The sequence below is a fragment of the Daejeonella sp. JGW-45 genome, from assembly GCF_029360805.1.
Lineage (GTDB): Bacteria > Bacteroidota > Bacteroidia > Sphingobacteriales > Sphingobacteriaceae > Daejeonella.
In genome coordinates, this window is the sequence record NZ_JARKNC010000003.1 from 135,772 (window position 1) to 162,113 (window position 26,342).

Below are 26,342 nucleotides of genomic sequence, written 5' to 3' on the forward strand. Positions count from 1 at the left end.
CAGGTCTTCCGAACCTCACATCTCGCCTCCAGAAACAAACTTATTTCCGTATTACACGTTCATGGTGTAACTATATATATATGAAAGAATTGCCGCTAACCGTTAGACGTTCTATTGAACTACTTGGAATTTGCCTCTTAGGCGCTCTGCTCGTGCATGGCAAGGGTATTGTTATGCCGGTATTAGTGGCTTTCTTCATCAGCATAATGCTGCTGCCGGTCTACCGGTTTCTGATGAAAAAGAAGTTCCCCGAGGTCCTTGCCATTTTACTTCCCATACTGCTGATGGTGATATTTATCGGCCTTATTATTTGGTTTTTCTCTTCACAGATCGGCCGCCTTGCTGCCGACTTTCCCTCAATCCAAAAGAACGTCTCCACTCATTTAACTGCCCTGAGTGACTGGATCAATAGAAAGACAGATTTTAGCACCCAGGAACAGGTTAAGTTTTTAAAAGATCAGAGCAATAAGATACTCGCTAACGCGGGGACAATGGCTAGCGGAGCAGCTGTCTCCTTAAGCTCTGTATTTATATTCTTAGGTTTAATGCCAATTTACATATACCTCTTTCTTTTCTATAAGAATCTTCTATTGCGTTTTGTGTTTATCTGGTTTGAACCCAGCCAGCATAAAAAGGTCGAGGAAGTGATGAAAGAAACTGAAGTGATCATTAAAAGTTACCTGATTGGGCTTGTTATTCAAATATCCTATATAACAGTTCTGCTGGGTGGTCTATTGCTCTTGTTCGGCATAAAGCATGCCCTGTTGATCGGTGTCATTTTCGCTCTGCTTAATCTTATACCTTATGTCGGTGCGCTTTTCGGGAACCTGATCGGTGTACTTTTAACGTTGACATCTTCACAGGAACTTGGGCCGATTTTCATTGTCTTAGGGGTTATAGCTTTTGTTCAGTTTCTTGATAATAATATATTAATGCCGAGGATCGTAGGCTCAAAAGTTCGCATCAATGCGTTTGCCGCTATCCTGGGCGTTTTCATAGGCGGAAGCATTTCAGGTGTCCCGGGAATGTTCCTCGCTCTTCCAATGATCGCCGTCTTAAAGATCATATTTGACAGAGCAGACATGTTTAAACAGTGGGGCGTATTGTTAGGTGACGAAAGGCCTGAAAAGAGCCCTATCACATTCCCTAAGCTCCGGAAGAAAAGTGAGAAAGTAACTGAGGAGATTCAGCGTGAAGACAATATTAAGCCAGTAAAGGCGAAGAAATGATTGCAATGATTCGCTCGCAATGACACGAGTCGAACAATATCGATTAACATTATCATTACGAGCGAAGCAACTAATTCAAACGGTAAACCAACGTAGCCCCTTTATAATCGGGATTGACCGAGGGGCTTAAGCTAAAATTACTTTCGCTGCCTTTTTTATGAAGTTGTGGAACCAGAATTCCAACGCCGGCCCCAAGAGCATAGCCCAGCAAATTATCACTTAGAAAATGCTGACCGGCCTTTAGACGTAAATATCCAACCGCTGCCGGCACTAATGCGGCGCCAGCCCAGACGTAGGGTTTTGCCCGCGAATCGGGATTAAAGTCCTGAAACACCTTTGCCAGAAAAAACGTGGCCGTGGCAGTTGCAGCAGTATGACCGGCATAAAAGGAACGTTGTGAATCTTTATCCATCCGTTTATCTATAGGCGCAGCTGTTCCATACACAAAGGGTCTGCTCCTGTCGATTCCGCCTGCACTCAAACTAAACATGGCTCCTGTTATCGCCATTGATTCTGTAAAAAGTACAAGGATCTGCCCGGCTTTCTTGCTTTCATTTTTATTTAAAAGCATAACAACAGGTGCAGCAAAAGATGCATAGAAAGGTATATAGCTATCCTTATCGGCCCGCTCCGAGAAATCGCCGGCACTGAACCGGTCGAATCCGTTAACATCACCGGATGACTTGGCAGCAAGTTCTGCACTGGTTAAGCTTTTCTTGTTTTTGATCATTTTTAATCCAAGGGCTCCCAGCCCGAGGCTCCCGAGGATTATTGGACCATCCGCTTTTAAAGAGGTTTTGTAAGGTGAATCATTTTGCGCGAATGCCGAAAATGACATAATACATGAGAGGAAAGTAATTATTATAGATTTCATATTAGTGATCTTTGGAACTGTTCTTCAATTCCCAAGCCAAATAATGCGAAATCATATTTTACAGGATCTGCCGGGTCAAACCGGCGAAGATTTTCGGTGAGTTGCATGGCGGTTTGCCAGTCGACCTGTTTACGGGTGATAAGTTTTAATTTCCTGGCCACACGTTCTACGTGAAGATCGGTAGGACATATCAGGTCAGAAGGCTTGATAGACTTCCAGATACCAAAATCCACGCCTCTGCCATCGTTCCTCACCATCCATCTTAAAAACATATTTAACCGCTTGCACGTTGATTTCTGTTGCGGGGATGATACATGCTTTATCGTCCTTCGCGGAAAATCAGGGAGAGAAAAGAAATAGCCTCTGAAATAATTTAAAGAATCTTCCACCGCATGTGATCTTAGCTCGCCTGCAAAACACGGTGAAGATGCACTGCTATTCATATTATTACCGGATGCCGCCAGATCCAGGTACTCATCACGGTACACTGGCTGTTTTTCAATTCTGGCAACAGGCAGAAATGCTGATTCAAGAGAATCGTATATTTTGTAATGCTGTTTAAAAAACTCAACAAAATATAAGGCGTCCGTATCATTAAAAGTACGATGCTTAAACCCTGAAAAACGTTTCAGGTCCGTGTCCTGGTGATTGGTGATAAAATCATAAGGAGCACCATCCATCAGGCGAATAAGCTCGTTGCATTTATTAATAATTGTCTTCCTCTGTCCCCAGGCAAGCATAGCCGACCAAAAGCCCATTATCTCTATATCCTGTTTACTGGTAAACTTGTGCGGGATACAAATTGGATCAAGCTCGATAAATCCTGGCTGGTTATATAGATCGGCTTTCTGATCTAAAAAGTCCTTAAGATCCGGGAAGCTTAAACCTATACTTTGCATATTTTATTATAAGTGATTATCCCAGAGCTTGTTTAAGGTCATCCAAAAGATCTTCAATGTCTTCTACACCAACACTCAATCGAAGCAGATTATCTGTGACCCCAACCTTTTCCCTCTCTGCCTTTGGAATGGATCCGTGGGTCATAGACACCGGGTGATTTATAAGCGACTCGACTCCTCCGAGCGATTCAGCTAAGGAAAAAACCCTGAACGATCCCGCTACACGATATGTTTCGTCCAGATCAGCGCCCTTAAGCGTGATAGAGATCATTCCCCCGAAATCACGCATTTGCTTCCGGGCTATGTCATGATTCGGGTGGTCTTCAAAACCAGGCCAGTATATTTTATCTACTTTGGGATGATTCTTCAGAAAATTGGCTATTTGTTTTCCATTCTCACAATGTGCTTTCATCCTCAGGTGCAGTGTTTTTAATCCGCGTAAAACAAGGAAACTATCCATTGGCCCCGGTGTAGCTCCACAGGCATTATAAATAAACCACAATCGCTTATAAAGCTCATCATCATTTAGCATTAATGCCCCCATCACGACATCAGAATGCCCGCCCAGATATTTAGTAACGGAATGCATAACGATATCAGCACCAAGGTCCATAGGATTCTGGAGATATGGGGACGCAAAAGTATTATCAACTGCCAACAGGACATTATTTGCTTTTGTAATCTTTGCCACCGCGGCAATATCTACTATTTGCATGGTAGGATTGGTGGGAGTTTCTATCCAGACCAGTTTTGTCTTCTCGTTGATGTATTGCCCGACATTATCAGCATTGGTCATATCTATGAAATGAAACTTAATCCCATAGTTTGAAAAGACCTTAGTGAAGATCCGGTATGATCCGCCATAAAGATCATTACCCGTTACAACTTCATCGCCCGGGCTGAGCAATTTTAAAACTGCATCGGTTGCTCCCATCCCGCTTGAAAAAGCAAGTCCGTGCCTGGCGTTCTCCAAAGCTGCCAGACACGACTCCAAAGCCTTCCGCGTTGGATTCGTTCCACGCGAGTATTCAAACCCCTTGTTATCGCCAGGTGTTTTTTGCCAATAAGTTGAAGTCTGATATATTGGAGTCATGATGGCTCCAGTCGATGGGTCAGGTTCCTGACCGGCATGAATTGCTTTGGTTCCGAATTTCATAGTATTTTATCTATGGACCCGATTGCATAGACAGGCCCTGAATTATAATTTCACGAGCTCAAAAATACGAATACCCGTTCAAAGGATTGTACTTATGGTGTAAGTTTATCGCCCGCTATCCCGCTGCCTGATATTTTTCGCCTACTTCTTTTGATCCGAGGGTATGCTTGTGCCCTCAAGCTCTGTCCTGAATTTATACCCCATGCGTTTACCGGTTGGATAACCCGAATTGGCGCCCATAAACTGCTTTTCCTCAAGGGTGATCTGTCTGACAGTATCAAATGGTGGCGTTAACAGATCAAAATCCATACAATAGATTATCGCCAGCTCAAGAATTTCAACAACCTGCGATTCCTTTATCTTACCTTTTCCAAAGGAATTAAAAAGAAAACCCAGCTGGCTTTGCCCATCGACAAAAAAATGCTCGTCCTTGTTTATGAAGATTCTTCCAAGTAAGTAACCCATATCAGACGTGCGGTTGTACTTCAGGGAATCTGCCAGGAAATTATGAATATGGATTATACCGCAGTATTTCCGTGCCGGGTCTTCCTGAACATACTTTAATTGGTTCACAGCGTGCTCAGGTGGAAAGCTAAAAATATTGCTGTGCATCGAAATGACCAATACATCACCGGAAAATTTTAGCAACGCCTCAAAATCTCCCTTTTCCGAATACCGGATTTCAACCGACGAATCCTTATCCTTGAAATCAAGACGCATTTTATCTCCTAAAACTTCCAGCTGGTTCTTAAACCTCTCAAATACAGCTGATGTTGTCCTGAATATCTGCTGCTTAAGGCATGCTTTGTTTTCAAGAAGTTTCAGGATCTGGTCGTATGGTTTGATTTCTTCCATGGTGTAAGTTTTAGTATGCCCGGGCAAATAATACTCTTTGCGAGGACGGATTTCCGGTTACGATACATTTTCCGTTCTCTTGCTTATTGTTAAGGGGAATGCAGCGGATAGTTGCTTTGGTTTCGTCCTTTATTCTTTTTTCCGTTTCAGATGTCCCATCCCAATGAGCAGAAACAAAGCCGGCTTTCTCATCAAGTATAGCCTTAAACTCTTCGTACGAATTCGCCTCCCTGGTGTTATCTTCACGAAACCTGAGGGCTTTATTGAAGATATTCTGCTGTATATCTCCGAGCAGAGCTTCAATATGAGGTGCAAGTCCGTCTCTTGATATTGTTTGCTTTTCTCTGGTATCTCTCCTTGCAATCTCGATAGTTCCATTCTCCAGATCTCTTCCACCTATTGCCAGCCGTACCGGAACTCCTTTAAGCTCGTATTCAGCGAACTTAAATCCTGGCCTCAGCGTGTCGCGATCATCAAACTTCACTGAGATATTCAGTCTTTTAAGATCGGCGGAGATTTCCTTCGCAAGCACGGATATCTTTTCGAGTTCCTCATCTGAACGGTAAATAGGAACAATTACAACTTGTATAGGAGCCAGTTTAGGTGGTAAGACCAGGCCGCTATCATCAGAGTGGGCCATGATCAGTGCACCAATCAAACGGGTAGAAACGCCCCAGGACGTTGCCCAGACATGATCAAGTTTACCCTCCTTGCTCGTAAACTTGACATCGAATGCTTTCGCGAAGTTCTGTCCTAAAAAGTGGCTTGTACCAGCCTGCAATGCTCTACCATCCTGCATCAAAGCTTCTATACAATAGGTGTCTAAAGCGCCTGCGAACCGCTCATTTGCTGTTTTTTTACCCCGGATAACCGGCAAGGCCATCCAGCTCTCAGCAAAGTCTGCATATACTTCCAGCATACGCTCCGTTTCTTCAATAGCTTCCTGTGCGGTTGCGTGGGCTGTATGTCCCTCCTGCCATAAAAATTCCGCTGTTCTTAAAAACAGCCTTGTACGCATTTCCCATCGTACAACGTTAGCCCATTGATTCACCAGGATAGGCAAATCCCTGTATGACTGGATCCAGCCTTTATAAGTATTCCAGATGATAGTTTCTGATGTAGGTCTAACAATTAGCTCCTCCTCAAGTTTTGCATCTTCATCGACAATAATATTACCCTTGCCATCATTTTTCAGCCGGTAATGGGTAACAACCGCACATTCTGTGGCAAAACCCTCCACATGTGATGCTTCTTTTGAGAAAAAGGATTTTGGGATGAATAAAGGGAAATAGGCGTTGCTGTGCCCGGTGTCCTTAAACATCTTATCAAGAGCTGCTTGCATATTTTCCCAGATCGCATAACCATAAGGCTTTATCACCATGCATCCACGTACAGCAGAGTGCTCGGCCATATCTGCCTTTGTAACAAGTTCATTATACCACTGTGAATAATCGTCTTCTCTGCTTGTTAAACCCTTGCTCATAACTTGAAACGGAATAAATTTCGTATATTTATTAATTGAACTATTAGCCAGCAAAGTTATAAAACTACATGAGCTATTATAATTTTTTGCCATGCAACCGTTCATGAAATACTATCGTCTTTAATATAACCGTTGATTATAAATTCTAAGTTTTAGCACAATGAAAGCAAAATCTATATATCTTCTTGCATTATCATCAATACTCATTTTGGGTTCCTGTGCAACCAGCCAGCAAACAGCTCAGATTGACCAGAATGATGATGTTTACTACTCTGAAGCCCGCGCGCGGGAAAAAGCTGAAGTCATAGCCCAGGTTGCGCCCGAAGAAGATCCTAAGTCTGATTATGTAACCGACGAAGAGCTTTATGGTGATGGCGATTATGCACAACGGATCTACCGGTTCAGGAATTACGCTCCCTGGAGAGGATATTACAATAACATCTACTCTTACGGTTATTATGGAAATATGTATAGCAGTTACTACGATCCATATTACAATCCGTACAGCTTTTACGGCGGGCCCGGCATCAATTTAGCGATAGGCATTAATGGTGGCTATTATAACTATAACCCGTGGAGATATTATGGTTACTATTATCCAGGAAGCTTCATGGGGCCTTACTCCTACTACAACCCTTACGGCATTGGTTTCGGCAGCGGGTATTATGGCAATAACGGCTATTATGGCGGCGGGTACGGTGTTGGCCGTCCAGGCTATACTTCTCCTAACTATCGTCCAAGGCCGACACGTGGTTCTGATGCTTTACCGGTCGACCGCCGCGGCATAACTGGCGGCAATACAGGCGGTGTTAACGGTAATGGAAACGTTATCCAGGATAACTCACGTGCAGGACGTTACAATGGCGGCAGGCCGAACACATCCGGTACCCGTCCTCAGACAACGGCTCCAAGACCGGAAAGAGTGAGCAGGCAACCGGAACGGGTTTCACAACCTGAGCGTATTAACACTGCACCTCCTTCTTACAACAATGGAGGCAGCAGAAGCAGTGATGGCGGTGGACGGAGCAGCGGCGGCAGCAGCGGCGCACGTCCTTCAAGAGGAAATTAATACCTATTAGAAACAACCTTATGAATTTCAGGATTTTAATATCCTTGGCTGCCATGGTGGCAGCTACAGGACAAGTATATGCCCAATATTCGGGCGACGCCTTACGGTTCTCGCAAACCCAATTCGGGAGTACCGCCCGGTTCAAGGCTGTTGGCGCTCAAACAGGTGTGGGAGGCGACCTGAGCTCGGTGGGAAGCAATCCTGCAGGACTTGGTTTGTTCACCCGATCAGAATTCAGCCTTACCCCCGAATTCAATAGCGTCACGGCCGATGCCCAATACCTCGGACAGAGTACAATGGGGCAAAAAGATCAGGTAAGCCTGGCTCATGCGGCGGTTGTCTGGAATTCCACAGTATCAAAACCAAAGGGCTCACAATTAAACAAAGGCTGGATCAGCTTTAATTTCGGACTGGGGTATAATCGTACACAGGCATTTGGAAATAATATAACTTTCTCCGGAACAAACGGCGTGAACTCCATAGCCGATTACTTTGCGGAATTACCGGCAGCAGAGGGTTATGGCGCACCTTCTACCCTTGCGGCCGGATCACTTCCCAGAATGGCCTACGATAATTATCTGATCGGTTATGATACAAATGGCCAATACTATTTTCCTGAAACTGATGTAAACAACATACAAACACATAATATAGACCGCACAGGTTCGCAATCGGAGATTAATTTTGCCTTTGGAGCCAACTATGAAAATAAATTCTACATAGGTGCCAGTCTGGGCATTTCGAATATAAGATATAACTCCTTTTCAGAGTATACAGAAGACGGTTATAACGTCACCGAAGATAGTGATTATGTTCTGTCCTACCGGCAGTCGCAGATCACTAATGGTTCAGGAATTAATTTGAAAGTGGGTACCATATTCCGGCCTGCACCGAACGTCAGGCTCGGTGCTACATTCCAGAGCCCAACATGGTATTCCATTGATGATAGTTACGGTGAAAAACTTGATACGAGATATGCAGTAAGCGTTGACGGTGCCACTAATTATGTAAATGATGAAGAGATATATGACTTCACCTATCGCCTGCGCACTCCGATGAAACTTAGCGGCGGTATAGGTTACTTCTTCAATGATCAGGGCTTTATTTCCGCCGACGTCGATTTTGTTGATTATTCAACTATAAATTTTATGGGCTCTTCTGGAAACCAGGGAGGCGACGTCATTAATAATAACAACCGCGCAGTGCGCGACAATTTCAAGAGTGCTGTTAATTATCGTGTCGGAGCTGAATACAAGCTTGACAAGCTAATGCTGCGCGCAGGGTATGGCGTTCAGGGAAATCCATATAAAAACCTGACCAGTCCTGATTTGAACGTCAGCACGTTTAGCGGCGGCTTAGGTTACCGGGTTAACAACTACTATATCGATCTTGCATACCAGAATGCCGGTAATAATTCCGACAGCAGGCCTTATACACTTGACAACGGCACAGAACCTGTGGCTACATTAAAGAATATAAGGCATAACGTGTTTTTAACCGTTGGAACCAGATTTTAACTTGATATGCATAAAAAGACCGGCTGTTTATCAGCCGGTCTTTTTTTATACATTAAGTTGCAGGAGATCTTTCTCACCTCTTGCCCGCAAATGCCCGGAGCATCCAGGTGTTCTTCTCTTTAAATTGCATGAATTTATTAACCAGATCATTTGTTCCGTCATCCCCAGCTTCATCTGTACTGCTCATAATCTCCCGCTCCAGTTCAATAAGTAGGCTAAAATCATCCAGAATGGCCTGTACCATATCCGAATCCTTCATGCCGATCGTATCAACCTCCTTGATCCTGGAATTTTTAATATAGTCAGCAAATCTGCTGAAGGGCGATTTGCCTAAAGTTAGAACCCGTTCAGCAAGTTCGTCGATTGTTAGCTGTGCATTGCTGTACAACTCTTCAAATTTAATATGAAGAGTAAAGAAATGCGGGCCCTTTATGTTCCAATGACATCCGCGGAGTTTCTGATAGTGAATGTGATAATTGGCCAGCAGATCGTTTAACTGGTCTACAATAGGCTTTACTTCCTTTTCTTCCAGACTAATCTCTTTTGCGTTCATGATAATATGTTTGGTTAATATATTTTCCAGAAAGACACACAAATTTCCTGCCTTAACACAAGAAGCACGCTTTTGACGCTGCATGGACTGTTATCAATTTCAAAACGCGTAATTTTGCGTGACTATGCGTCCAAATAATAATACACTTGACCTGATTCTGTCAGAAAAGTTTGAAAGCCTGGTATGGAAGGTCATGATCCATGAAAACGGGACCTTAGCTGTGGAAACGCGCAATACCGACCTGAAGCAGGTTGCATTTAGCGTTATGGACGTTAAAACCGGGCAGGTGTATTTCCGGGAGCGAACCTATCAGGAGGTCTGGCAGCTGAACCTGGCGTTCGCCGGCATGAAAAACCTGCTGATCAACGGCTATGGACATTCTGACACCCCGGAAAGCAAAGGAATAATGTCTGTCGATGCCCGCACCGGTGATATTCTCTGGCAGAAATTTAATATTTCCTTAAATCAGGGTCGTGATGAAGGGATAGAGGTATTCGATACCAGGTTACAGCCACGAAAGTACTTTTGGATAGACCATCTTTCCGGGGATCCGATTTCGGCACCCGGAATGAATTTACCCGCCAGGAACTCTATCATCTTCCCGGAAACGAGGGATACGTTTCCCTTGCCGCCCTTTATCGACGCCGGTAAAATAACAGGTCACATCTGCACCTTGTCTTACCTGGACAAAGAGTTTCTTAGTTTCCACGAAGTCAGGGACAATTATTTACAACAAAGATTAATTGTGTATCAGGAAGATAGGATTCTTCTTGACGACATAATCACAACAGGGATACAAAAACTCCAGCCCGAAGCGTTCTTTATGCAGCTAAATCACCTCGTCTACATCAGGAATAAACGGGAAATAGTTACATATTTAGTATAATTGCACACTTTTAACAAATTTTAGTAAATGCTGATACGGCTAGTTTTATCACTTTGCATCATAGCTCTCGCTGGCAGTGCAAACGCCTCAATAAAAATAGATTCGATAAGTGTAGAAAACCTTAACGGAAAGAAAACGATCGTTCACCGGGTGGAAGCAAAGGAAAGCTACTATTCGATAGCCCGGAAATATAACGTTACCCCTCAGTCTGTCATACAATTTAACAGCAACCGATCCTTACAACCAGGTACAATATTACGCGTACCAACAGACCGGGCCTTCTCCACCCAACAGGTCGAGATGCCTGCAGAAACCAAAGAAACTGCCGCGAATTCCAAAATGGCTGTAGTAGATTACAAAGTAGGTCCAAGGGAATACCTGATCGCTATCGCCAGAAAGTTCAATACAACGGTTGAGGATCTGAAAGCGCTCAACAATCTGACCGGCAATAACCTGGCTGTAGGACAGATCATCAAAGTTCCCTATGGTACAGCCAGCCAGCAGCTTGCTCCTCCTCCAGCTGCAGCGCTGGATACACCCAGAGCTGATTCAAGAAGCTCCCCTACCCAGATCGACAGCAGCCGTAATGCTATCGACCGTCTGAAGTTGCCTCCTGCCAGGTATGGTTTGAGAGAAGTAGACGAACGCGGGCTTGCCGTATGGATTGCAGACGAAAACCTTGACGGAACGAAAATGCTTGCGCTTCATCAAACAGCTCCGATCGGAACGATCATTAAGATCACAAACCCAATGACAGGAAAGAGTACTTTTACCAAAGTTGTTGGTAAATTCACACAAAATGAATCAAATAAAGATGCGATCATCGTAGTTACAAAAGCTGCGGCTGAGCTTATTGGCGTACTGGATAAGAGATTCCAGGCAACATTGGTATACGGCGTCCCTAATGAATAAGAAACCATTTGTAATCGGCATTGCCGGCGGAAGCGGTTCAGGGAAGACTTTTTTCCTGAAGTGTTTTTTGAACCATTTCAAAGAGAGTGAAGTTTGCCTCGTGTCGCAGGATGATTATTATTTCCGCGTGGCGCACAACATGACGGCGGAGGAGAACAAGCTGTACAATTTTGATGTGCCGGCAACGATAGATCAGGAGCTTTTTATGCGCGACATTACCAAGCTGATCAACGGTGAAACGGTCCTGCAGAAAGAGTACACATTCAATAATCCGAATGCCGAACCTAAGCTGCTCGAGATCCGCCCGGCACCGATCGTTATTGTCGAGGGCTTATTTATCCTTCATTTTAAAGAGATATCCGAACTGCTGGATATGAAGATCTTCATTGAAACAGACGAAGAGGTAGCTTTGAAAAGGCGGCTAAAGAGGGATTTGCTTGAACGGGGCTACCCGGAAGAGGATGTTTTATATAAATGGAACAATCACGTAATGCCAGCTTACCAAACCTTCCTTTTACCATTTAAAGACGAGTGCGACGAGATCATCACTAACAATAGTCACGTAGCTGAGGACATTATTCAAATCACCGACGAGATATCAGCCAGATTACGCGCTAAAGTGCTTAATTAATTACCCTTTCATTAGTGTCCGGGTAAAATTGGAATATCTATAAGATATGCTTTTGCGCCTTGAATTGGATGTTTTTTTGCCGATTTTTCAAAAGCAAGCTCTCCTATAAAATACAAGTAGGCTTGACCCCGAAGGTGCCCGCCCGTCCGCCCGTGCCGGTACGGACGGGGATGAACACCGTTCGGACGGGGTCACATGTTTATAGAAGAAATCATTCTAGCTCTTTCCGACCCCGGAGGTGGTCGTATGTGAAGTTTTCAAACATATACGACCACCTCCGGGGGGCGAAAAGTAAAATCTTTTTACCCGACACTAGTGATTACCATTTCAGGTATTTCCCCTTCGACAATTAATTTCCCTGCTGTCGCATTCTTTATTTCCTCAACACTAACACCCGGGGCGCGTTCCAGCAATTTAAATCCTCCTGCCGGAAGAACTTCCAGTACCGCCAGTTCTGTAACGATCTTTTTGACGCACTTAACTCCTGTAAGCGGCAAAGTACATTCAGGAAGAAGCTTGCTTTCACCGGCTTTATTAACATGCTGCATCGCTACAATGATGTTCTTCGCAGATGCAACCAGATCCATGGCTCCCCCCATTCCCTTAACCATTTTGCCTGGGATCTTCCAGTTAGCTATATCCCCATTCTCGGAAACTTCCATAGCACCCAGAATAGTCAGGTTCACCTTCTGCGAACGGATCATCCCAAAGCTTAGGGCCGAATCGAATATCGCAGAACCGGGAAGGGTGGTGATAGTTTGTTTACCTGCATTGATCAGATCCGGATCCTCCTCTCCTTCGTACGGGAAAGGGCCCATTCCCAGCAAACCGTTTTCCGACTGCAGCACAACGTTTATCCCTTGAGGAATATAGTTTGCAACCAGTGTTGGTATGCCTATTCCCAAGTTGACGTAATAACCATCCCTGATCTCCCTGGATATTCGCTGAGCGATTTGTTCCTTTGATAAAGCCATTCTTAATTATTTTTTAGCATCACAGTCTTTTCATCTTTGTGTTATCATGAAGCATTACAACCGGCGCTCCGTTACAGTGCGCTGCTCTATTCGCTTCTCATAATTGTTGCCCTGAAAAACCCGGTGCACGAAAATTCCCGGTGTGTGGATACTATCAGGGTCTAGTTCACCAACAGCTACTAATTCTTCGACCTCTGCGATCGTTACCTTGCCCGCCATAGCCATAACCGGGTTAAAATTCCTGGCCGTCGACCGGTAGATAAGATTGCCTGCCGTATCCCCCTTCCAGGCTTTAACTATAGCGAAATCAGCATCAAAAGCCATCTCCATCAGGTAGTCTTTCCCATTAAAATTACGAACTTCTTTTCCCTCAGCTACCTCGGTACCTACGCCCGCGGGAGTGAAAATCGCTGGCATCCCGTATCCGGCAGCCATACAGCGGGTCGCCAGCGTGCCCTGAGGAATAAGCTCCACCTCTAGTTCTCCGCTTAACAGCTGCCTTTCAAACTCCGCGTTCTCCCCCACGTAAGACGATATCATTTTCCTCACCTGCTTCTGCTGCAGCATCAGGCCTATACCAAAGTCATCTACCCCCGCATTATTAGATATGCAGGTAAGATCTTTAGTCCCTTTCCTGATAAGTGCCTTAATACAATTTTCCGGGATCCCGCACAAGCCGAAACCTCCCAGCATCAGGGTCATACCATCTTCAATATCCCGTATAGCCTCGTCAGCGTCAGTAACTACTTTGTTGATCATAAATCAAGGATTAGAAGACGAAAATAACAAAAGCAATGGATTACTTCTTCATCAGTACGATGATCTTATCATTTGAACCGTTACTTGTGGCTACGTAGACCTTCCCGGCTGGCGACACACATACGTCTCTCAACCGGCCGTAGGTACCGCTGAGAAGCTTTTTCGTGTCATCGATCTTATTTCCATCAGAACTTAATCTCAACTGATACAACGTTTCATCCTTCAGCGTGGCCAGGATCAGCGAGTTTCTCCATTGGGGAATTGCATTGTTATTGTAATAATCCATTCCCGACACAGCAATTGTAGGAGTCCAACTGGTAAGGGGCTGTACGACATTGTTCGCAGAACAGAAACTTTGTTCACCTGTTTCATTGCAAAAGCCATTTACCGTAGGCCAGCCGAAATTCCGGTTCCTGAGAATAACATTGATCTCATCATCTTTATCCGGACCATGTTCAGAACTATAAAGCCTGTCGTTGGCGAATACGAGCCCCTGAGGATTACGGTGCCCATAGCTCCACATCGGATTCCCCGCTACCGGGTTATCGGCTGGCACGGTGCCGTCCAGGTTTAGACGCAGCACCTTACCACTTAAGGAAGTTAAGTTTTGAGCCGATGGCTGGTTAGCTGCATCGCCCGTTGTTATGAACAGCTTGAGGTCTGAAGTAATGAGCAGCCGGCTACCATTGTGAATACTGGAAGCGGGAATATTATCGAGGATTATCATCGGACTTGTCAATGTCGAGCCGTTATAAGTATACCTGACAACCTTTTCCATATACGTACCGCCTTTATCATAATTATAAACAACGAATACATGTGGGTTCGTTGTAAATGAAGGATGAAGGGCCATTCCCAGCAAACCGCCTTCGCCGGTTGACTTGACATCGCTGATTGTGAACACGTGACTGACGGTTCCGGTAGCCGGATCCACGCGGCTGACCTTACCGCCTCTTTCTGTCATCCATATCATATTATCTGGTCCCCAGAGTATCTCCCACGGAAACGACAGGTTCTGAGATAAGACCTGGATCTCTACAGAGGAATCAGGCAAAGGTTCGCCCGACTCATCCGATGACTTTTTACATGCCGCATACGAGAGTATTGCAGTAATGGCAATTAGTAAAGGTAACTTATTCATAGCGACGCTTTTTTTGATAAACATCGTGATGAAAGAATTGTTCACCTATTTCAAATACACATAAGTTATGCCGTCTCCGCCCCGGTCGGCATGCTCGTCTTCCATGCGGTCAACCTGCGGATATTTACTCAAATACCCGCGGATAAGTTTACGTAATATGCCATCCCCTTTCCCATGGATGATCTTGAGATTGTTTAACCCCAGCATAACCGCCCTGTCCAGATATTTTTCGATCTCATGCAAGGCTTCCTCGCCCCGCCGGCCCCGCAGGTCCAGCTCCGCACTGAAACTGGCAAAGCTTTCCGTCAGGTCTGTGCTATGGCTTTTACGGATCTCTTTAGGAACCGCCTTATTAGATACTTTCTCTAAGCGCTTTATCTTCACAACCGATCGCAGGTCTCCCATAGCCAGGATCACATTGTCCTTTGCAATTTCCATTACCTGCCCTACTGTGTCCGAGTCGAGCAGCCTAACCCAGTCGCCCTTTTGCAGTTCTGCTGCAGGCTTTGGTGCGGCTGACTTCTTCTCCTGCACCTCGTGCTTTTTCAATTCATGCTGCAGGTTCTGACGAAGTTTCTGTGTTTGCTCTTTCTCGGCTTTACTTTCCTTGATCTCTGAAATCGTGTTTTCAATAAGCTTATTCGCACCCTTAATGATGTTATGGGCTTCTAGCTTGGCATCTTTGAGAATGGCCTTTTTATTTTCCTCCAGGTAGGATTTAAGCTGCTCGTTTTCTGCCAGCATGGCTTTTAGTCCGCGCTCCTTTTTTTCCAGCGATACCCGTGCATCGATCAGTTCCTTCTTATCCCGCTCAAGGTCGACTAAAAGTGTATCAACCTTCTTCTGATAGTCGCCTATCTTGTTCCGGGCAGACTGCAGTACCTTAGAGCTCAGCCCAATCTTTTGAGCAATCTCAAAGGCATAGGAACTGCCGGGCTTTCCGAGAGAAAGGATATACAAGGGCTGCATCTCCTGGTTATTGAACAGCATCGATGCATTCTCCAGCCCCGATGTCGAATTAGCAAAGGTCTTCAGATTAGAATAGTGAGTTGTTACAACACCCTTCACCTTCTTTTGGTTTAATTCTTCCAAAACCGCTTCAGCAATCGGGCCGCCAAACTGCGGATCCGTGCCCGTTCCAAACTCATCGATGAGGATCAGCGTTTTGGGCGTTGCCATCTCTATAAAGTTTTTCATTTTCGAGAGATGCGCACTGTAAGTACTCAAGTCACTTTCAATCGACTGATCATCACCGATATCGGCAAATATTTGTTTAAACAAGCCAATCTTTGAATGCTCATCCGCTGGGATCAGCAGCCCGGCCTGGACCATGATCTGAAGCAAACCGACTGTTTTCATGCAAACCGACTTGCCTCCCGCATTTGGCCCCGAAACCACTATCACACGTTGGTTTTCGTCAATCTTTATATTTAATGGAACCACCGACTGCTGCTCTTTCCTGAGGTTTAACAATAACAAAGGATGCCTTGCATTGATCAGGTCGACCTCCGCTTCCCTGCTAAGGACGGGCATTTCACCCTCTATGCTTATCGCAAACAGGGCTTTGGCACGGACGAAGTCGAGCTTTGTGAGCAAACCATGGTACGACAACAGCAAGGGTACATAAGGTCTTAATTCGCCGGTTAAGGCTATCAGGAGCTTGATGATCTCCCTTCTTTTCTCAAATTCCAGATCCCTTATAACGTTATTTAGTTGGAAGACCTCCTCCGGCTCGATATAAACTGTTTGCCCTGATGAGGATTCGTCATGAACAAAACCTTTCAGCTTTCTCTTATTCTCAGCTAAAACAGGGATACAAAGCCGCCCATCCCGCACAGTAAGATTACCGTCTGCCGTCCAGTTATTATTCTGCGCATTCTTGAATATTTGGTCTATTTTTTTTCGCGCTTCCTGATCGGCTTTGGTTATTCCGGAAATAATATCCAGAAGTGCCGCCGATGCATTGGCTTTTATCTTGCCTTTGGGATCTATGACCCGTTCGATTTTATGAATGATCGATTTCTCGATCGGCAAATGCTCGAATAAGGCCTCCAGGTTTGGATACCGCCCCTCCCGCTCTGTAAAATAATGAATTACCGAGAACACGGTTCCGAGCGACATAGATATCTTAAAAAACTCATCTTCACTAAGGTAAGTTCCCTCTATCCTGGCTTTCTCAGCCATGATCTTAATATCAAAAAAGTTGGTAATTGGTAAGGGTGAGTCGCTGACAAGGATATTTTTAAACTCGTGGGTCTGCCGGAGAAATTTGTTGATGTGATCAAAGTTGTTCATCACACTCATCTTATCAACCATCTGCTGACCCATGCTGCTGAGACAATATGATTTTATAAGTTCCTTTACATCCAGGAATCCCAGCTTCTCGGCTGCGTTAGTAGGGTAGATCATTTACTTTTAATAAGCTTCTTTTGTTCCAGTTCCTGCATTTTCATCAGCCGCTTTTCCTGCGTCAGCAGTAAACTGTCAACCTTGCTGTACATACTATCGAGTAATACAGGTTGTTTACTGTAGTACTTCATACTCGAGTCAAACGCAGCCTTGCTTATGTTATGATTTTTATAAACAGTGGCATAATAATTTTTTCCGTTCATCCGGATGCTATCCGCATACATCAGTGTAGACATATAGCCATCAATAACAGTCAGGTCGGCTAAGATCCTGACCATTTTTTGCTCTTCAAGAACACCTTTGGGTAATTCATTCTTATTACATGCAGCCAAAAAGAACAGGCTAAGGAAAAATGCATATTGACGCTTCATATAAAAACTCTTGCCGATTGATAAATATAGCCCGGTATCTTATAAAACTGTTGCATTTTACTAGAGTATCCCGTAGGTTTAGCCATTAAAATTACCAAACAAAAATACGGATTAATGAGCATTGCAGCTAATATATCAGCTATTAAGGAGGAACTTGGGAATTCGGAAGTTAAGCTAATTGCTGTCTCGAAGACAAAACCAGTAGAAAGTATTATTGAAGCATACGGTACAGGCCAGAGAATATTTGGTGAAAACATGGTCCAGGAATTGGTAGATAAATATGAAAAGCTTCCCAAAGACATTGAGTGGCATCTTATAGGACATCTTCAATCCAATAAAGTTAAATATATCGCACCGTTTATCAGCATGATACATTCTGTTGATAGCATTAAATTACTGCAGGAGATTAACAAACAGGCCGTAAAGAATAACCGGGTGATCGATTGTCTTTTGCAGATATATATTGCAGACGAGGATACCAAGTACGGCCTCGATTTCTCTGAGGCAATAGAGTTGCTCCGCTCAGAAGAGTTTGCAGCTCTTAAAAATATACGGATCCGTGGTGTAATGGGGATTGCAACCCTGACCGATAACCAACGAATGATAAGGGAAGAGTTTTATGAACTAAAAACGTTCTTCTCGGGCCTAAAGGAAACATTTTTTCGAAGGGATTCCCACTTCAATGAGATATCGATGGGAATGTCGGGCGACTACAAAATTGCCATTGAACAAGGCAGCACCATGATACGCCTTGGGAGCACGTTATTTGGCACCCGGTCAAAGAAGTAGGATATTTACCGTTAACCGCCAAAATTATGGAGATTAAAATACGCGAAGCTCTCAGAGAAGATTGTCAACGGCTACTGGACCTCGTCCATGAACTGGCTGTATACGAACGGGCGCCAGACGAGGTCACTGTGACCTTGCAGGAATTTGAGGACGCGGGCTTTGGTCCGCACCCAGTGTGGAAGGCCTTTGTTGCTGAATCTCAGGGGAAAATCCAGGGCTTCGGCTTATACTATATCAGATATTCAACATGGAAAGGTTGCCGCATGTACCTTGAGGACCTTTTGGTCACAGAGGAAATGCGCGGTAAAGGGATAGGAAAATTGATCTTTGACCGCCTGATACAAGAGGCTGTGGAAAAAGACTTCAACGGAATGACATGGCAGGTCCTCGATTGGAACGAACCAGCGATCAATTTCTATAAAAAATACAATGCCCCATTGGATGGCGGATGGCTGAACGTGGCTTTATCGAAAGAACAGATAAACGTTCTGGCAGTTAACAACGATGTTTCATCAAGATAAACAAATTTTTAGTGAGGGTATTTAAATTCGGAGGCTTCTCTGTTTCTTCTGCGGCAAATATTAGTAATCTGGTTAATATCGTTAGCCAGAACAGTAAAGACCAGCTTGTGATCATTGTTTCTGCGATGGGAAAAACAACCGATGCATTGGAAAAACTTTGTTCGGCTTATGTCGCGGGGAGCGACGAGGCGCATGTAATCCTTCATGAAATTAAAGATTATCATGAACAAATTATGGCCGGATTGTTCGATGATCCCGGACACCCGGTATACGATGAAGTAGCCAACACCTTTATCGAAATAGAATGGATGATGGAAGACGACCCTCACCCGGATTATGATTTCAACTATGATCAGATTGTTTCCATAGGCGAACTGGTCTCAAGCAAGATAATCTCTGCCTGTTTGAACCAAAGCGGGCTTACATGCAAATGGTTAGATGCCCGGGGTTATATTCATACCGACAATACTTACCGGGAAGGTATGATCGACTGGGATAAGACATCTGCCTCAATACTCGGGTTGCAAGGGCAAAAAAACCAGGTTCTTATCACACAAGGCTTTATCGGGGGAACGTCCGAAAATTTCACAACAACACTGGGACGCGAAGGGTCCGATTATTCGGCCGCTGTTTTCGCTTCCTGTCTTCATGCCGAATCGCTGACTGTCTGGAAAGACGTACCCGGCATTATGAACGCTGACCCCGCACTTTTTGACTCGGCACGTAAATATGATCAGCTTCCCTATTCAGAAGCACTTGAACTGGCGTATTATGGTGCTAACATCATCCATCCAAAAACTATCAAGCCGCTTCAAAACGCCGGCATACCTTTATTTGTCAGACCTTTCCTCCGTCCCGGGGAAAGCGGAACCCGCATTGATAAGGCGGCCAGGCTAATCAGTGATTTTCCGGCTATAATACTTAAGAAAAACCAGGTATTGCTTAATATTTCCACCACCGACTTTTCCTATATGGATGAAATATACCTGGGCACACTTATAAAATTATTCGGCGATGCACATATTAAGTTGAATATGCTGCAATTAAATGCTCTCAGTATGTCCGTCTGCATCGATCACAATTCTGAAAAGTTAAAAAAACTTACAGCCCAGCTGTCAGATAGCTTACAGCTTTCGGTAACTGAGGGACTGGAGCTGCTGACCATTTTATATTATACTGAGAAAGATGTTTATGAACTGATCGCTGGAAGAACTGTAGTTGTCGAGCAGTTCAGCAAAGATACCGCCCAACTGGTCTTGCAACAGAGACGTGAATAAGGCTATTTTACATATTGATGTTCAGTCATTTATCCTGGAAAACTTAAACAAGGACATTCGTTCGCTGAGTCTGAAAAAAAGTCCCTTTCCGTCCGTGAGCCCCGCTGAACTGGCGGGCCAGATCGACAGCAGGAAACGATGCGAACACAAGCTGCCGCTCTGGTTCCGAACACCATTTATTTATTATCCTCCTAAATTATCTGTTGAACAATCCTCGTCGGAAATTGCAGCCAGGTATAAAGCTGGTCTGGTTGAGGGTGATAGTGTCATCGACCTTACCGGCGGATTCGGCGTCGACTCGCATTTCTTTGCCCTTAAATGTCCGGACGTCACACATTGCGAACTAAACCAGGAAATTTCCGATATCGCAGCATATAACTCCAAGACATTGGGTTCAAAGATTTACTTCCATCCTGGCGATGGAATCGATTACCTCCGGCGTTCAGGCAAAACTTACAGCACTATTTATATCGATCCATCCAGAAGGGTTGAGTCTAAAAAGGTTTTTATGCTCAGAGACTGCGAACCTGATGTTGTCAGTAACCTCAGACTTCTTAGGGAGCATTCTTCTCTCCTGATGATAAAAGCCGCTCCCCTGCTAGACATTCAGTCGACCATTTCAGAACTCAAAGCGGTCAGCAGCATTCATGTGATAAGTATAAAGAATGAATGCAAAGAATTACTTTTTCTTATTAAGGATAAGGATGCAGGTACCGATCCTCCTATTACCTGCGCATTATTTGGTACAGAGAAAGACAAAACCTATACCTTCCGTATAAGTGAAGAAAGGACGTTCCACATCAGCAGCTATTCGGATCCTCTCAATTATATTTACGAGCCGGATGTGGCGCTGCTTAAAGCGGGATGCTTTAAGCTCATTACCCGGGATTTCCATGTTTCCAAGATACAGCAGCACACGCACCTCTATACTTCCCGCACTTTAAACGGCTCATTTCCAGGCAGAAAATTCAAGGTCAAAAGCACTTGGCATTATGGAAGCTTTCTAAAGTCCGGTGGAATAAAAAAAGCAAACCTGATCTGCAGAAATTTCCCCTTAAGCCCCGAAGCGCTCAAGAAGAAACTCGGGATCAGTGACGGCGGCGACGAGTACCTGCTGTTTTGTACCAGCAACACGAACGAACTTCTGGTACTGCACTGTGAACGGGTATTATGATGACCTTCGAACCCTGGCGGCCTGCAAACCCTTCTTTCCCTCCTCTACGTCAAACTCTACCGTATCATTCTCCCGGATCGCATTCACTCCGCCTTCTACATCTTTAAAATGGACAAAGATCTCTTTGCTATCTTCATCGTTCACAATAAACCCATACCCCTTCTGGGTATTGAACCATTTTACTTTTCCTGTTGCCATAGTATAAAAAATTAAGCTCTATGTACTAATACATAGAGCTATTATTAATATAAATATAGCGACTGATTTTAATCAATCAAATTATTTATTTGGCTGAGGTGTCATTCTAAGATACGGTTTGATCGCCGTATAGCCTTTTGGGAATTTAGCCGGAATATCCTCTGTTTTGATAGCCGGCACGATCACTACATCCTCGCCCTCTTTCCAATCTGCAGGTGTGGCAACGCTATAATTTGCAGTAAGCTGCAGCGAATCAATTACACGCAATATTTCCTGGAAGTTTCTTCCTGTTGACGCTGGATATGTGATCATCAGTTTGATCTTCTTATCGGGCGCAATAATGAACAAAGACCTAACCGTAGCCGTTTCCGATGCATTTGGATGGATCATGCCATACAATTCTGAAACTTCCCGGTTCTCGTCTGCCAGGATAGGGAAAGTTACCTCTACATCCTGGGTTTCGTTTATATCTTTGATCCAGCCTTTGTGCGATTCTTCATCATCCACGCTCAAAGCAATCACCTTAACATTACGTTTAGCAAATTCTTCCTTCAGGGACGCCGTCTTGCCTAATTCAGTCGTGCATACCGGAGTATAGTCCGCAGGGTGCGAAAACAACACAGCCCAGCTGTCACCTAAAAAATCATAAAAATCTATCTCTCCCTGAGATGATTTAGCTTTAAAGTTTGGCGCGGTATCGCCTAGTCTTAAACTCATAATATTCTGATTTAATGTTCTACTAAATACAATAGACTACTAAATTACTAGATAATACCAAGGAATTCAAAAAAAATACCCTATAATTAAATCACAGGGTATTTTTTACAATGGTATGATCCAGGATTGACCAGTACCTCCACAAAACCACCTGATATTGTCATCGAGAAAGATCTTGTCTTGACTTATATCTTGATTCTTTGCTCCTGGTTCAATAGTGTCCGGGTACAATTGGAATTTCTATAAAACATGTTCTTACGCCTTGCATTGGATGTTTTTTTTGCCCTTTTTTAAAAGCAAGCCCCTGTAAAATACAAGCAGGATTGACCCCGGAGGTGGTCGTATATGTTTGAAACTTCACATGCGACCACCTTCAGGGTCGATTTGTCGGAAATATCAATTACTATAAACATGCGACCACCTTCGGGGTCGTATATGTTTAAACTCACATGCGACCACCTATAGGGTCGATTTGTCGGAAATATCAATTACTATAAACATGCGACCGCCTTCGGCGGTCGAAAAGTCAAATCTTTTAACCGGACACTACTGGTTCCTGATTCTTGGCTCTTGGTTCCTGGTTCCTGATCCCTGACTCCCCTCGCCTATTTGCTCTTCAACTTCAGCTTATCATCGATCATTCCCTTGAATTTGTTCTTGTCGAGCTCCCGGGTTAGTTGCTCGGCTTCGTATACAGACATCGCTCGCGTGCTGCTGATAGTATTTCCGGGTTTGCTCACTGTGAAGGTCCCTTTCTGAGAATAGCTTAAGGCGGCAGCAAGCATACCTTCCGTCGGGTCGCCAAAATCTTTGGTCACATCATCCGCAATCGAAAAGTCAGGAGTCATACCCGCATAATAACCGCCGGCGTTCAATGAGTTTTTTGTTTCAAACTGTGGAATATATAAATCCAGTTTGTCGATAGTAATGGCGAAGAAACCTACCGGCTTTCCATAGGTTGTACGGCCAATGATCTTGACATCCATTACTGGTTTCAGGTTATTGATCAATAATTCACTCGCGGAAGCGGTGCCGGAGAGCACCAGGAAATAGACCCTGCTGAAGTTAGCTGAACCAACTTTCGCAAAGTTCTCCCGGTTTCCCGCAGGGCTATAATCTATATCTGCATACGTGGCGTATACTCCGTTTACCCCGCCTGTGAAAGGCCGGAGTTTACCATTTTCATCGAGCAAAGGTTGATTTGATAAGATGTTTGCTTTTCCATCCTGCATGGTTTTAGTCCAGAATGTAGTGTACATCAATGAACCCGTAACACTTGCCGGGGCGACCAGGTTTGTGAACAAATCAGACGTTGCAACCGAACCGCCGCCATTATATCTCAGATCAACAACCAGCTCTGTTGCTCCAGCCGTAGCGAATTCAGCTATTTTAGCTGTAAGTGCGTCCCGGGAGTTGGTTGTAAAACTGTTAAATACAATGTAAGCCACCTTCTTAGTGCCAACAGTGAAAACAGATGTGTGGAAGATGGGCGTGGTTGCGTAATTTGCCCGGTTAACCACCACGTCCTCAGTTGCCCCTCCGGGTTTTTCCACTGTCATAGACACCGAGTTGGCAGATCCGAATATCGCATCACTAACGAAAGTCAAGGTCGTCTGGGATGCAGAACTCAAATCTGTCCGGCCATTAAGCTTGGTGATCCTATAGCCTCTTTTCAGGTTTTTTGACGCAGCGGGCGAATTTGGCGAAACATATTTGACCCTCAGATCGCTTGAACCTGAACCGTTGTAAAACACAGAGAATCCATAATCTCCGCTTACTCCTCCAAGCTCGTCAGAAACAGAGCCATCGTCCAGAAATGAATACTTGTCAACCGGCTTGCCTGTTCCCGGAAGCTTGATGATCGCATCCAGGACAGCCTGGTTACTCGCGTATGTTCTCGGTTTAAAAACATCGTAGGCAGGGAACTGGTCGTTCCAGTAATAGGTCTCCTTAGCGTAGAGGAAAATCGAATCTTTAGTGAGTTCTGCTCTCGTCCCGGTATTTACAACGGGAGGAGTAACAACCGGAGCCGGAACTGGCTTCGGATCTTTCCGGCAGGCAGACACACCGGTCAGGAGTGCAAAGCCCAGTAGGAAAAGCTTTTGAAAAGGTGCTTTGATAATCATTTGTTATAATTGGCTTTTTGTTAGTTTCTATAGGAATTCGTCTACATTAAGGTAGTCAATTCCGCAGGCTGCTGCAAACTCTTCGTCGATCGTGGTAGCTCCCACGATCACGACATCCCTTCTTTGTAGCCCCTGTTCATTAAGTATATACGTTAATACGTCTGGTTCGGGTTTAAGTTTTACTTCTTCAGCATAATAAACTTTCAAATATTGTTCCAGTCCGTTCCATTCGATCTGGCGGATCTTGTTAAGCTGGATTCCGGGCGTTCCGTTCGTAATAAGAAAAACCTGTTTCCGGTCGACAACAATATCCTGCAGCAGCTGCAACACTTCCTTATAAAGCAGTAATTTCAGTGGAAGGCGGGCGGTATAATAAAGCCGTTCAAAATTGACCCGGTATTTTTCATCCAGGCCGAACGCTTCCTTCGCCCTGTCAAAAATACCTTCGTCGCCGTGATGGGAGTATGCGGTTTTAAAGAAAGCTGTCAGATCAGCCGATGGCGGTGTCCCTTCGCTGTATTCAATAAAGTTTGAAAACAAATAATAGACCTGGAGAAGATAATCCCGCTCGGGATAGAGCACATTGTCAAGTTCAAAAACGAATGCCTTTTTCCCGGGCTCGAAATCCTTATATTGAAGCATATTAAATTATATATAGGCTATACTGTATTTTTCCCGTACCGGTTGCCCAACAGAAAATCCCTGTTCCATCCGGAGGGATTAACTCTCCGGGCGGGAGACTGCCGGCTTTTACCACATATTCCTCAACTACTGTAATATTTGCTGCATTTGAGATCGTCTCGCTATGGTTTTCTTTAAGCCAGTCGCCCGAAGGTATTACCAAACGGATATTATATTCTGAATATAGGTCCCGCGCTTTAGACAGTTCGAGCACCTCACCCTGCTTCAGCGGGTATACCCGATCAATATTATAGTCAAGGCAGGCCTTTAACGTTTCATGGATATAGCTCCCCGAACTATACGTTGGTAATACGATACTTCTGATCCCGGGGATTCCCGGCATCTGGGATTCATCGCAGAATACCACGTCGTTGGTTCCCAGGATCCGCTGCAGCCGCCAGGCTTCAGGACTTAAACCGGAGGTTATCAGTACAGGCATATTATGGGATGATCTGTCCGTCCTTCATTACTACCTTACGATCAGCCATGTTTGCCAGGCTCTCATTATGAGTAACAATAATAAATGTTTGCTGCAGCCTGTCGCGGAGATCTTTAAATAAAAGGTGCAGGCTCTCGGCATTATTTGAATCCAGGTTGCCCGATGGCTCATCTGCCAGGATAATGGAAGGACTATTTATAAGTGCCCGCGCTACCGATACACGCTGCTGCTCTCCCCCCGATAACTCGGCAGGTTTATGCTGCGCGCGATCCTTTAAACCCAGGAGATCGAGGAGCTCGTATGCCCGCTCCGCTGTTTGCTTCTTACCTTTCCCTGCGATATAGGCGGGTATCGACACATTCTCAAGTGCAGTGAACTCCGGCAGCAGGTGATGAAATTGAAAAATAAACCCGATATGTTCATTCCGGAAGGCGCTTAGCTTCCTGGCAGACAGCGAACCCACATCTATATTATTAAGTTTTACAATACCCTGGTCCTGCTTATCGAGGGTCCCCACAATGTGAAGCAGAGTGCTTTTTCCAGCTCCTGAAGCCCCAACTATCGTTATTATCTCTCCCTTATTTACTTCGAGGTCGACACCCTTGAGTATATGTAGCTTACCGTATGATTTGTGAATTCCTGTGGCCTGGAGCATGTATCGAACAATATATTAACTGCAAATGTGCGAATAAACAAAATAGT

General features: G+C 44.6%; 27 protein-coding genes. 10 read left to right on the forward strand and 17 right to left on the reverse strand.

Translation table 11 applies throughout. The features are described from left to right. Window positions 1-80: 80 nt before the first annotated feature. The gene (locus tag P2W76_RS06135; protein ID WP_276346709.1) at window positions 81-1,229 is read left to right on the forward strand and encodes an AI-2E family transporter; all 1,149 of its coding nucleotides are present in this window, start codon (window positions 81-83) and stop codon (window positions 1,227-1,229) included. Window positions 1,230-1,299: 70 nt separating this feature from the next. Here the strand turns inward: P2W76_RS06135 and P2W76_RS06140 are convergent, their stop codons facing one another. The 5 genes from P2W76_RS06140 to proS form a co-directional block, all read right to left on the reverse strand. After that, the gene (locus P2W76_RS06140) at window positions 1,300-2,103 is read right to left on the reverse strand and encodes a phosphatase PAP2 family protein (RefSeq protein WP_276346710.1); all 804 of its coding nucleotides are present in this window, start codon (window positions 2,101-2,103) and stop codon (window positions 1,300-1,302) included. Continuing rightward, complete coding sequence (locus tag P2W76_RS06145) at window positions 2,100-3,002, reverse strand: TIGR02757 family protein (RefSeq protein WP_276346711.1); 903 nt, start codon at window positions 3,000-3,002, stop codon at window positions 2,100-2,102. The genes P2W76_RS06140 and P2W76_RS06145 overlap by 4 nt, the downstream gene beginning before the upstream one ends. 16 nt (window positions 3,003-3,018) lie before the next feature. Beyond that, complete coding sequence (locus tag P2W76_RS06150) at window positions 3,019-4,158, reverse strand: cystathionine gamma-synthase (RefSeq protein WP_276346714.1); 1,140 nt, start codon at window positions 4,156-4,158, stop codon at window positions 3,019-3,021. Between the two features lie 141 nt (window positions 4,159-4,299). After that, the gene (locus P2W76_RS06155; protein ID WP_276346715.1) at window positions 4,300-5,013 is read right to left on the reverse strand and encodes a hypothetical protein; all 714 of its coding nucleotides are present in this window, start codon (window positions 5,011-5,013) and stop codon (window positions 4,300-4,302) included. 10 nt (window positions 5,014-5,023) lie between these two features. Beyond that, window positions 5,024-6,496: a proline--tRNA ligase gene (proS, locus tag P2W76_RS06160; RefSeq protein WP_276346716.1), complete on the reverse strand. Its 1,473-nt coding sequence runs from the start codon at window positions 6,494-6,496 to the stop codon at window positions 5,024-5,026. A gap of 160 nt (window positions 6,497-6,656) precedes the next feature. Between proS and P2W76_RS06165 the strand changes: the two genes are divergently transcribed. Together P2W76_RS06165 and P2W76_RS06170 are read left to right on the forward strand one after the other, a co-directional pair. Further along, window positions 6,657-7,565, forward strand: coding sequence for a hypothetical protein (locus tag P2W76_RS06165; protein WP_276346717.1), 909 nt, complete (start codon window positions 6,657-6,659; stop codon window positions 7,563-7,565). Between the two features lie 20 nt (window positions 7,566-7,585). Beyond that, complete coding sequence (locus tag P2W76_RS06170) at window positions 7,586-9,082, forward strand: hypothetical protein (protein ID WP_276346718.1); 1,497 nt, start codon at window positions 7,586-7,588, stop codon at window positions 9,080-9,082. Window positions 9,083-9,155: 73 nt separating this feature from the next. Here P2W76_RS06170 and P2W76_RS06175 read toward each other — a convergent pair whose 3' ends face one another. Beyond that, the gene (locus P2W76_RS06175) at window positions 9,156-9,635 is read right to left on the reverse strand and encodes a DNA starvation/stationary phase protection protein (RefSeq protein WP_276346719.1); all 480 of its coding nucleotides are present in this window, start codon (window positions 9,633-9,635) and stop codon (window positions 9,156-9,158) included. Window positions 9,636-9,759: 124 nt separating this feature from the next. Between P2W76_RS06175 and P2W76_RS06180 the strand changes: the two genes are divergently transcribed. Genes P2W76_RS06180 through P2W76_RS06190 form a run of 3 tightly spaced genes read left to right on the forward strand, consistent with a single transcriptional unit; the run spans window position 9,760 to window position 12,064 of the window. Beyond that, a complete protein-coding gene (locus P2W76_RS06180) occupies window positions 9,760-10,521 on the forward strand; it encodes a DUF4905 domain-containing protein (RefSeq protein WP_276346720.1) in 762 nt (253 codons plus the stop codon). Window positions 10,522-10,548: 27 nt separating this feature from the next. Next, window positions 10,549-11,433, forward strand: a complete 885-nt coding sequence (locus P2W76_RS06185; protein ID WP_276346721.1) for a LysM peptidoglycan-binding domain-containing protein — start codon at window positions 10,549-10,551, stop codon at window positions 11,431-11,433. After that, the gene (locus P2W76_RS06190; protein WP_276346723.1) at window positions 11,426-12,064 is read left to right on the forward strand and encodes a P-loop NTPase fold protein; all 639 of its coding nucleotides are present in this window, start codon (window positions 11,426-11,428) and stop codon (window positions 12,062-12,064) included. Before P2W76_RS06185 ends, P2W76_RS06190 begins: the two co-directional genes overlap by 8 nt. A gap of 302 nt (window positions 12,065-12,366) precedes the next feature. Here the strand turns inward: P2W76_RS06190 and P2W76_RS06195 are convergent, their stop codons facing one another. From P2W76_RS06195 to P2W76_RS06215, 5 genes are read right to left on the reverse strand one after another with little or no spacing between them, the layout of a single operon-like run. Next, entirely contained in the window at window positions 12,367-13,038 is a 672-nt protein-coding gene (locus P2W76_RS06195; protein WP_276346724.1) for a CoA transferase subunit B, read from the reverse strand. Window positions 13,039-13,092: 54 nt separating this feature from the next. Then, window positions 13,093-13,797, reverse strand: a complete 705-nt coding sequence (locus P2W76_RS06200) for a CoA transferase subunit A (protein ID WP_276346726.1) — start codon at window positions 13,795-13,797, stop codon at window positions 13,093-13,095. A gap of 40 nt (window positions 13,798-13,837) precedes the next feature. Then, window positions 13,838-14,938: a PQQ-dependent sugar dehydrogenase gene (locus P2W76_RS06205; protein WP_276346728.1), complete on the reverse strand. Its 1,101-nt coding sequence runs from the start codon at window positions 14,936-14,938 to the stop codon at window positions 13,838-13,840. 45 nt (window positions 14,939-14,983) lie between these two features. Next, complete coding sequence (locus tag P2W76_RS06210; RefSeq protein ID WP_276346729.1) at window positions 14,984-17,347, reverse strand: endonuclease MutS2; 2,364 nt, start codon at window positions 17,345-17,347, stop codon at window positions 14,984-14,986. After that, complete coding sequence (locus P2W76_RS06215) at window positions 17,344-17,718, reverse strand: DUF4296 domain-containing protein (protein WP_276346730.1); 375 nt, start codon at window positions 17,716-17,718, stop codon at window positions 17,344-17,346. Before P2W76_RS06215 ends, P2W76_RS06210 begins: the two co-directional genes overlap by 4 nt. Before the next feature lie 114 nt (window positions 17,719-17,832). On the opposite strand from P2W76_RS06215, the gene P2W76_RS06220 reads away from it, so the two are divergent. The 4 genes from P2W76_RS06220 to P2W76_RS06235 are packed head-to-tail and all read left to right on the forward strand — an operon-like array spanning window position 17,833 to window position 21,479. Continuing rightward, on the forward strand, window positions 17,833-18,507 hold the full coding sequence (locus P2W76_RS06220; protein ID WP_276346731.1) for a YggS family pyridoxal phosphate-dependent enzyme: 675 nt from the start codon (window positions 17,833-17,835) through the stop codon (window positions 18,505-18,507). Window positions 18,508-18,533: 26 nt separating this feature from the next. Beyond that, a complete protein-coding gene (locus tag P2W76_RS06225) occupies window positions 18,534-19,028 on the forward strand; it encodes a GNAT family N-acetyltransferase (RefSeq protein ID WP_276346733.1) in 495 nt (164 codons plus the stop codon). Window positions 19,029-19,039: 11 nt separating this feature from the next. After that, window positions 19,040-20,305 carry an aspartate kinase gene (locus tag P2W76_RS06230; RefSeq protein ID WP_276346735.1) on the forward strand — a complete coding sequence of 422 codons (1,266 nt, stop codon included), beginning with the start codon at window positions 19,040-19,042 and terminating at the stop codon, window positions 20,303-20,305. After that, on the forward strand, window positions 20,298-21,479 hold the full coding sequence (locus tag P2W76_RS06235; protein ID WP_276346736.1) for a hypothetical protein: 1,182 nt from the start codon (window positions 20,298-20,300) through the stop codon (window positions 21,477-21,479). Before P2W76_RS06230 ends, P2W76_RS06235 begins: the two co-directional genes overlap by 8 nt. On the opposite strand, the gene P2W76_RS06240 is transcribed toward P2W76_RS06235, so the two are convergent. The 6 genes from P2W76_RS06240 to P2W76_RS06265 form a co-directional block, all read right to left on the reverse strand. Further along, the gene (locus P2W76_RS06240; protein WP_276346737.1) at window positions 21,474-21,677 is read right to left on the reverse strand and encodes a cold shock domain-containing protein; all 204 of its coding nucleotides are present in this window, start codon (window positions 21,675-21,677) and stop codon (window positions 21,474-21,476) included. The two genes, P2W76_RS06235 and P2W76_RS06240, sit on opposite strands and share 6 nt — an antisense overlap. An 81-nt stretch (window positions 21,678-21,758) precedes the next feature. Then, entirely contained in the window at window positions 21,759-22,394 is a 636-nt protein-coding gene (locus P2W76_RS06245; RefSeq protein ID WP_276346739.1) for a peroxiredoxin, read from the reverse strand. Window positions 22,395-22,999: 605 nt separating this feature from the next. Further along, window positions 23,000-24,520 carry a S41 family peptidase gene (locus tag P2W76_RS06250; RefSeq protein ID WP_276346740.1) on the reverse strand — a complete coding sequence of 507 codons (1,521 nt, stop codon included), beginning with the start codon at window positions 24,518-24,520 and terminating at the stop codon, window positions 23,000-23,002. A 27-nt stretch (window positions 24,521-24,547) separates the two neighbouring features. Further along, the gene (locus P2W76_RS06255; RefSeq protein WP_276346741.1) at window positions 24,548-25,162 is read right to left on the reverse strand and encodes an HAD hydrolase-like protein; all 615 of its coding nucleotides are present in this window, start codon (window positions 25,160-25,162) and stop codon (window positions 24,548-24,550) included. A 1-nt stretch (window position 25,163) separates the two neighbouring features. Beyond that, the gene (locus P2W76_RS06260; RefSeq protein ID WP_276346742.1) at window positions 25,164-25,640 is read right to left on the reverse strand and encodes a hypothetical protein; all 477 of its coding nucleotides are present in this window, start codon (window positions 25,638-25,640) and stop codon (window positions 25,164-25,166) included. 1 nt (window position 25,641) lies between these two features. Continuing rightward, on the reverse strand, window positions 25,642-26,295 hold the full coding sequence (locus P2W76_RS06265) for an ABC transporter ATP-binding protein (protein ID WP_276346743.1): 654 nt from the start codon (window positions 26,293-26,295) through the stop codon (window positions 25,642-25,644). Window positions 26,296-26,342: the final 47 nt, after the last annotated feature.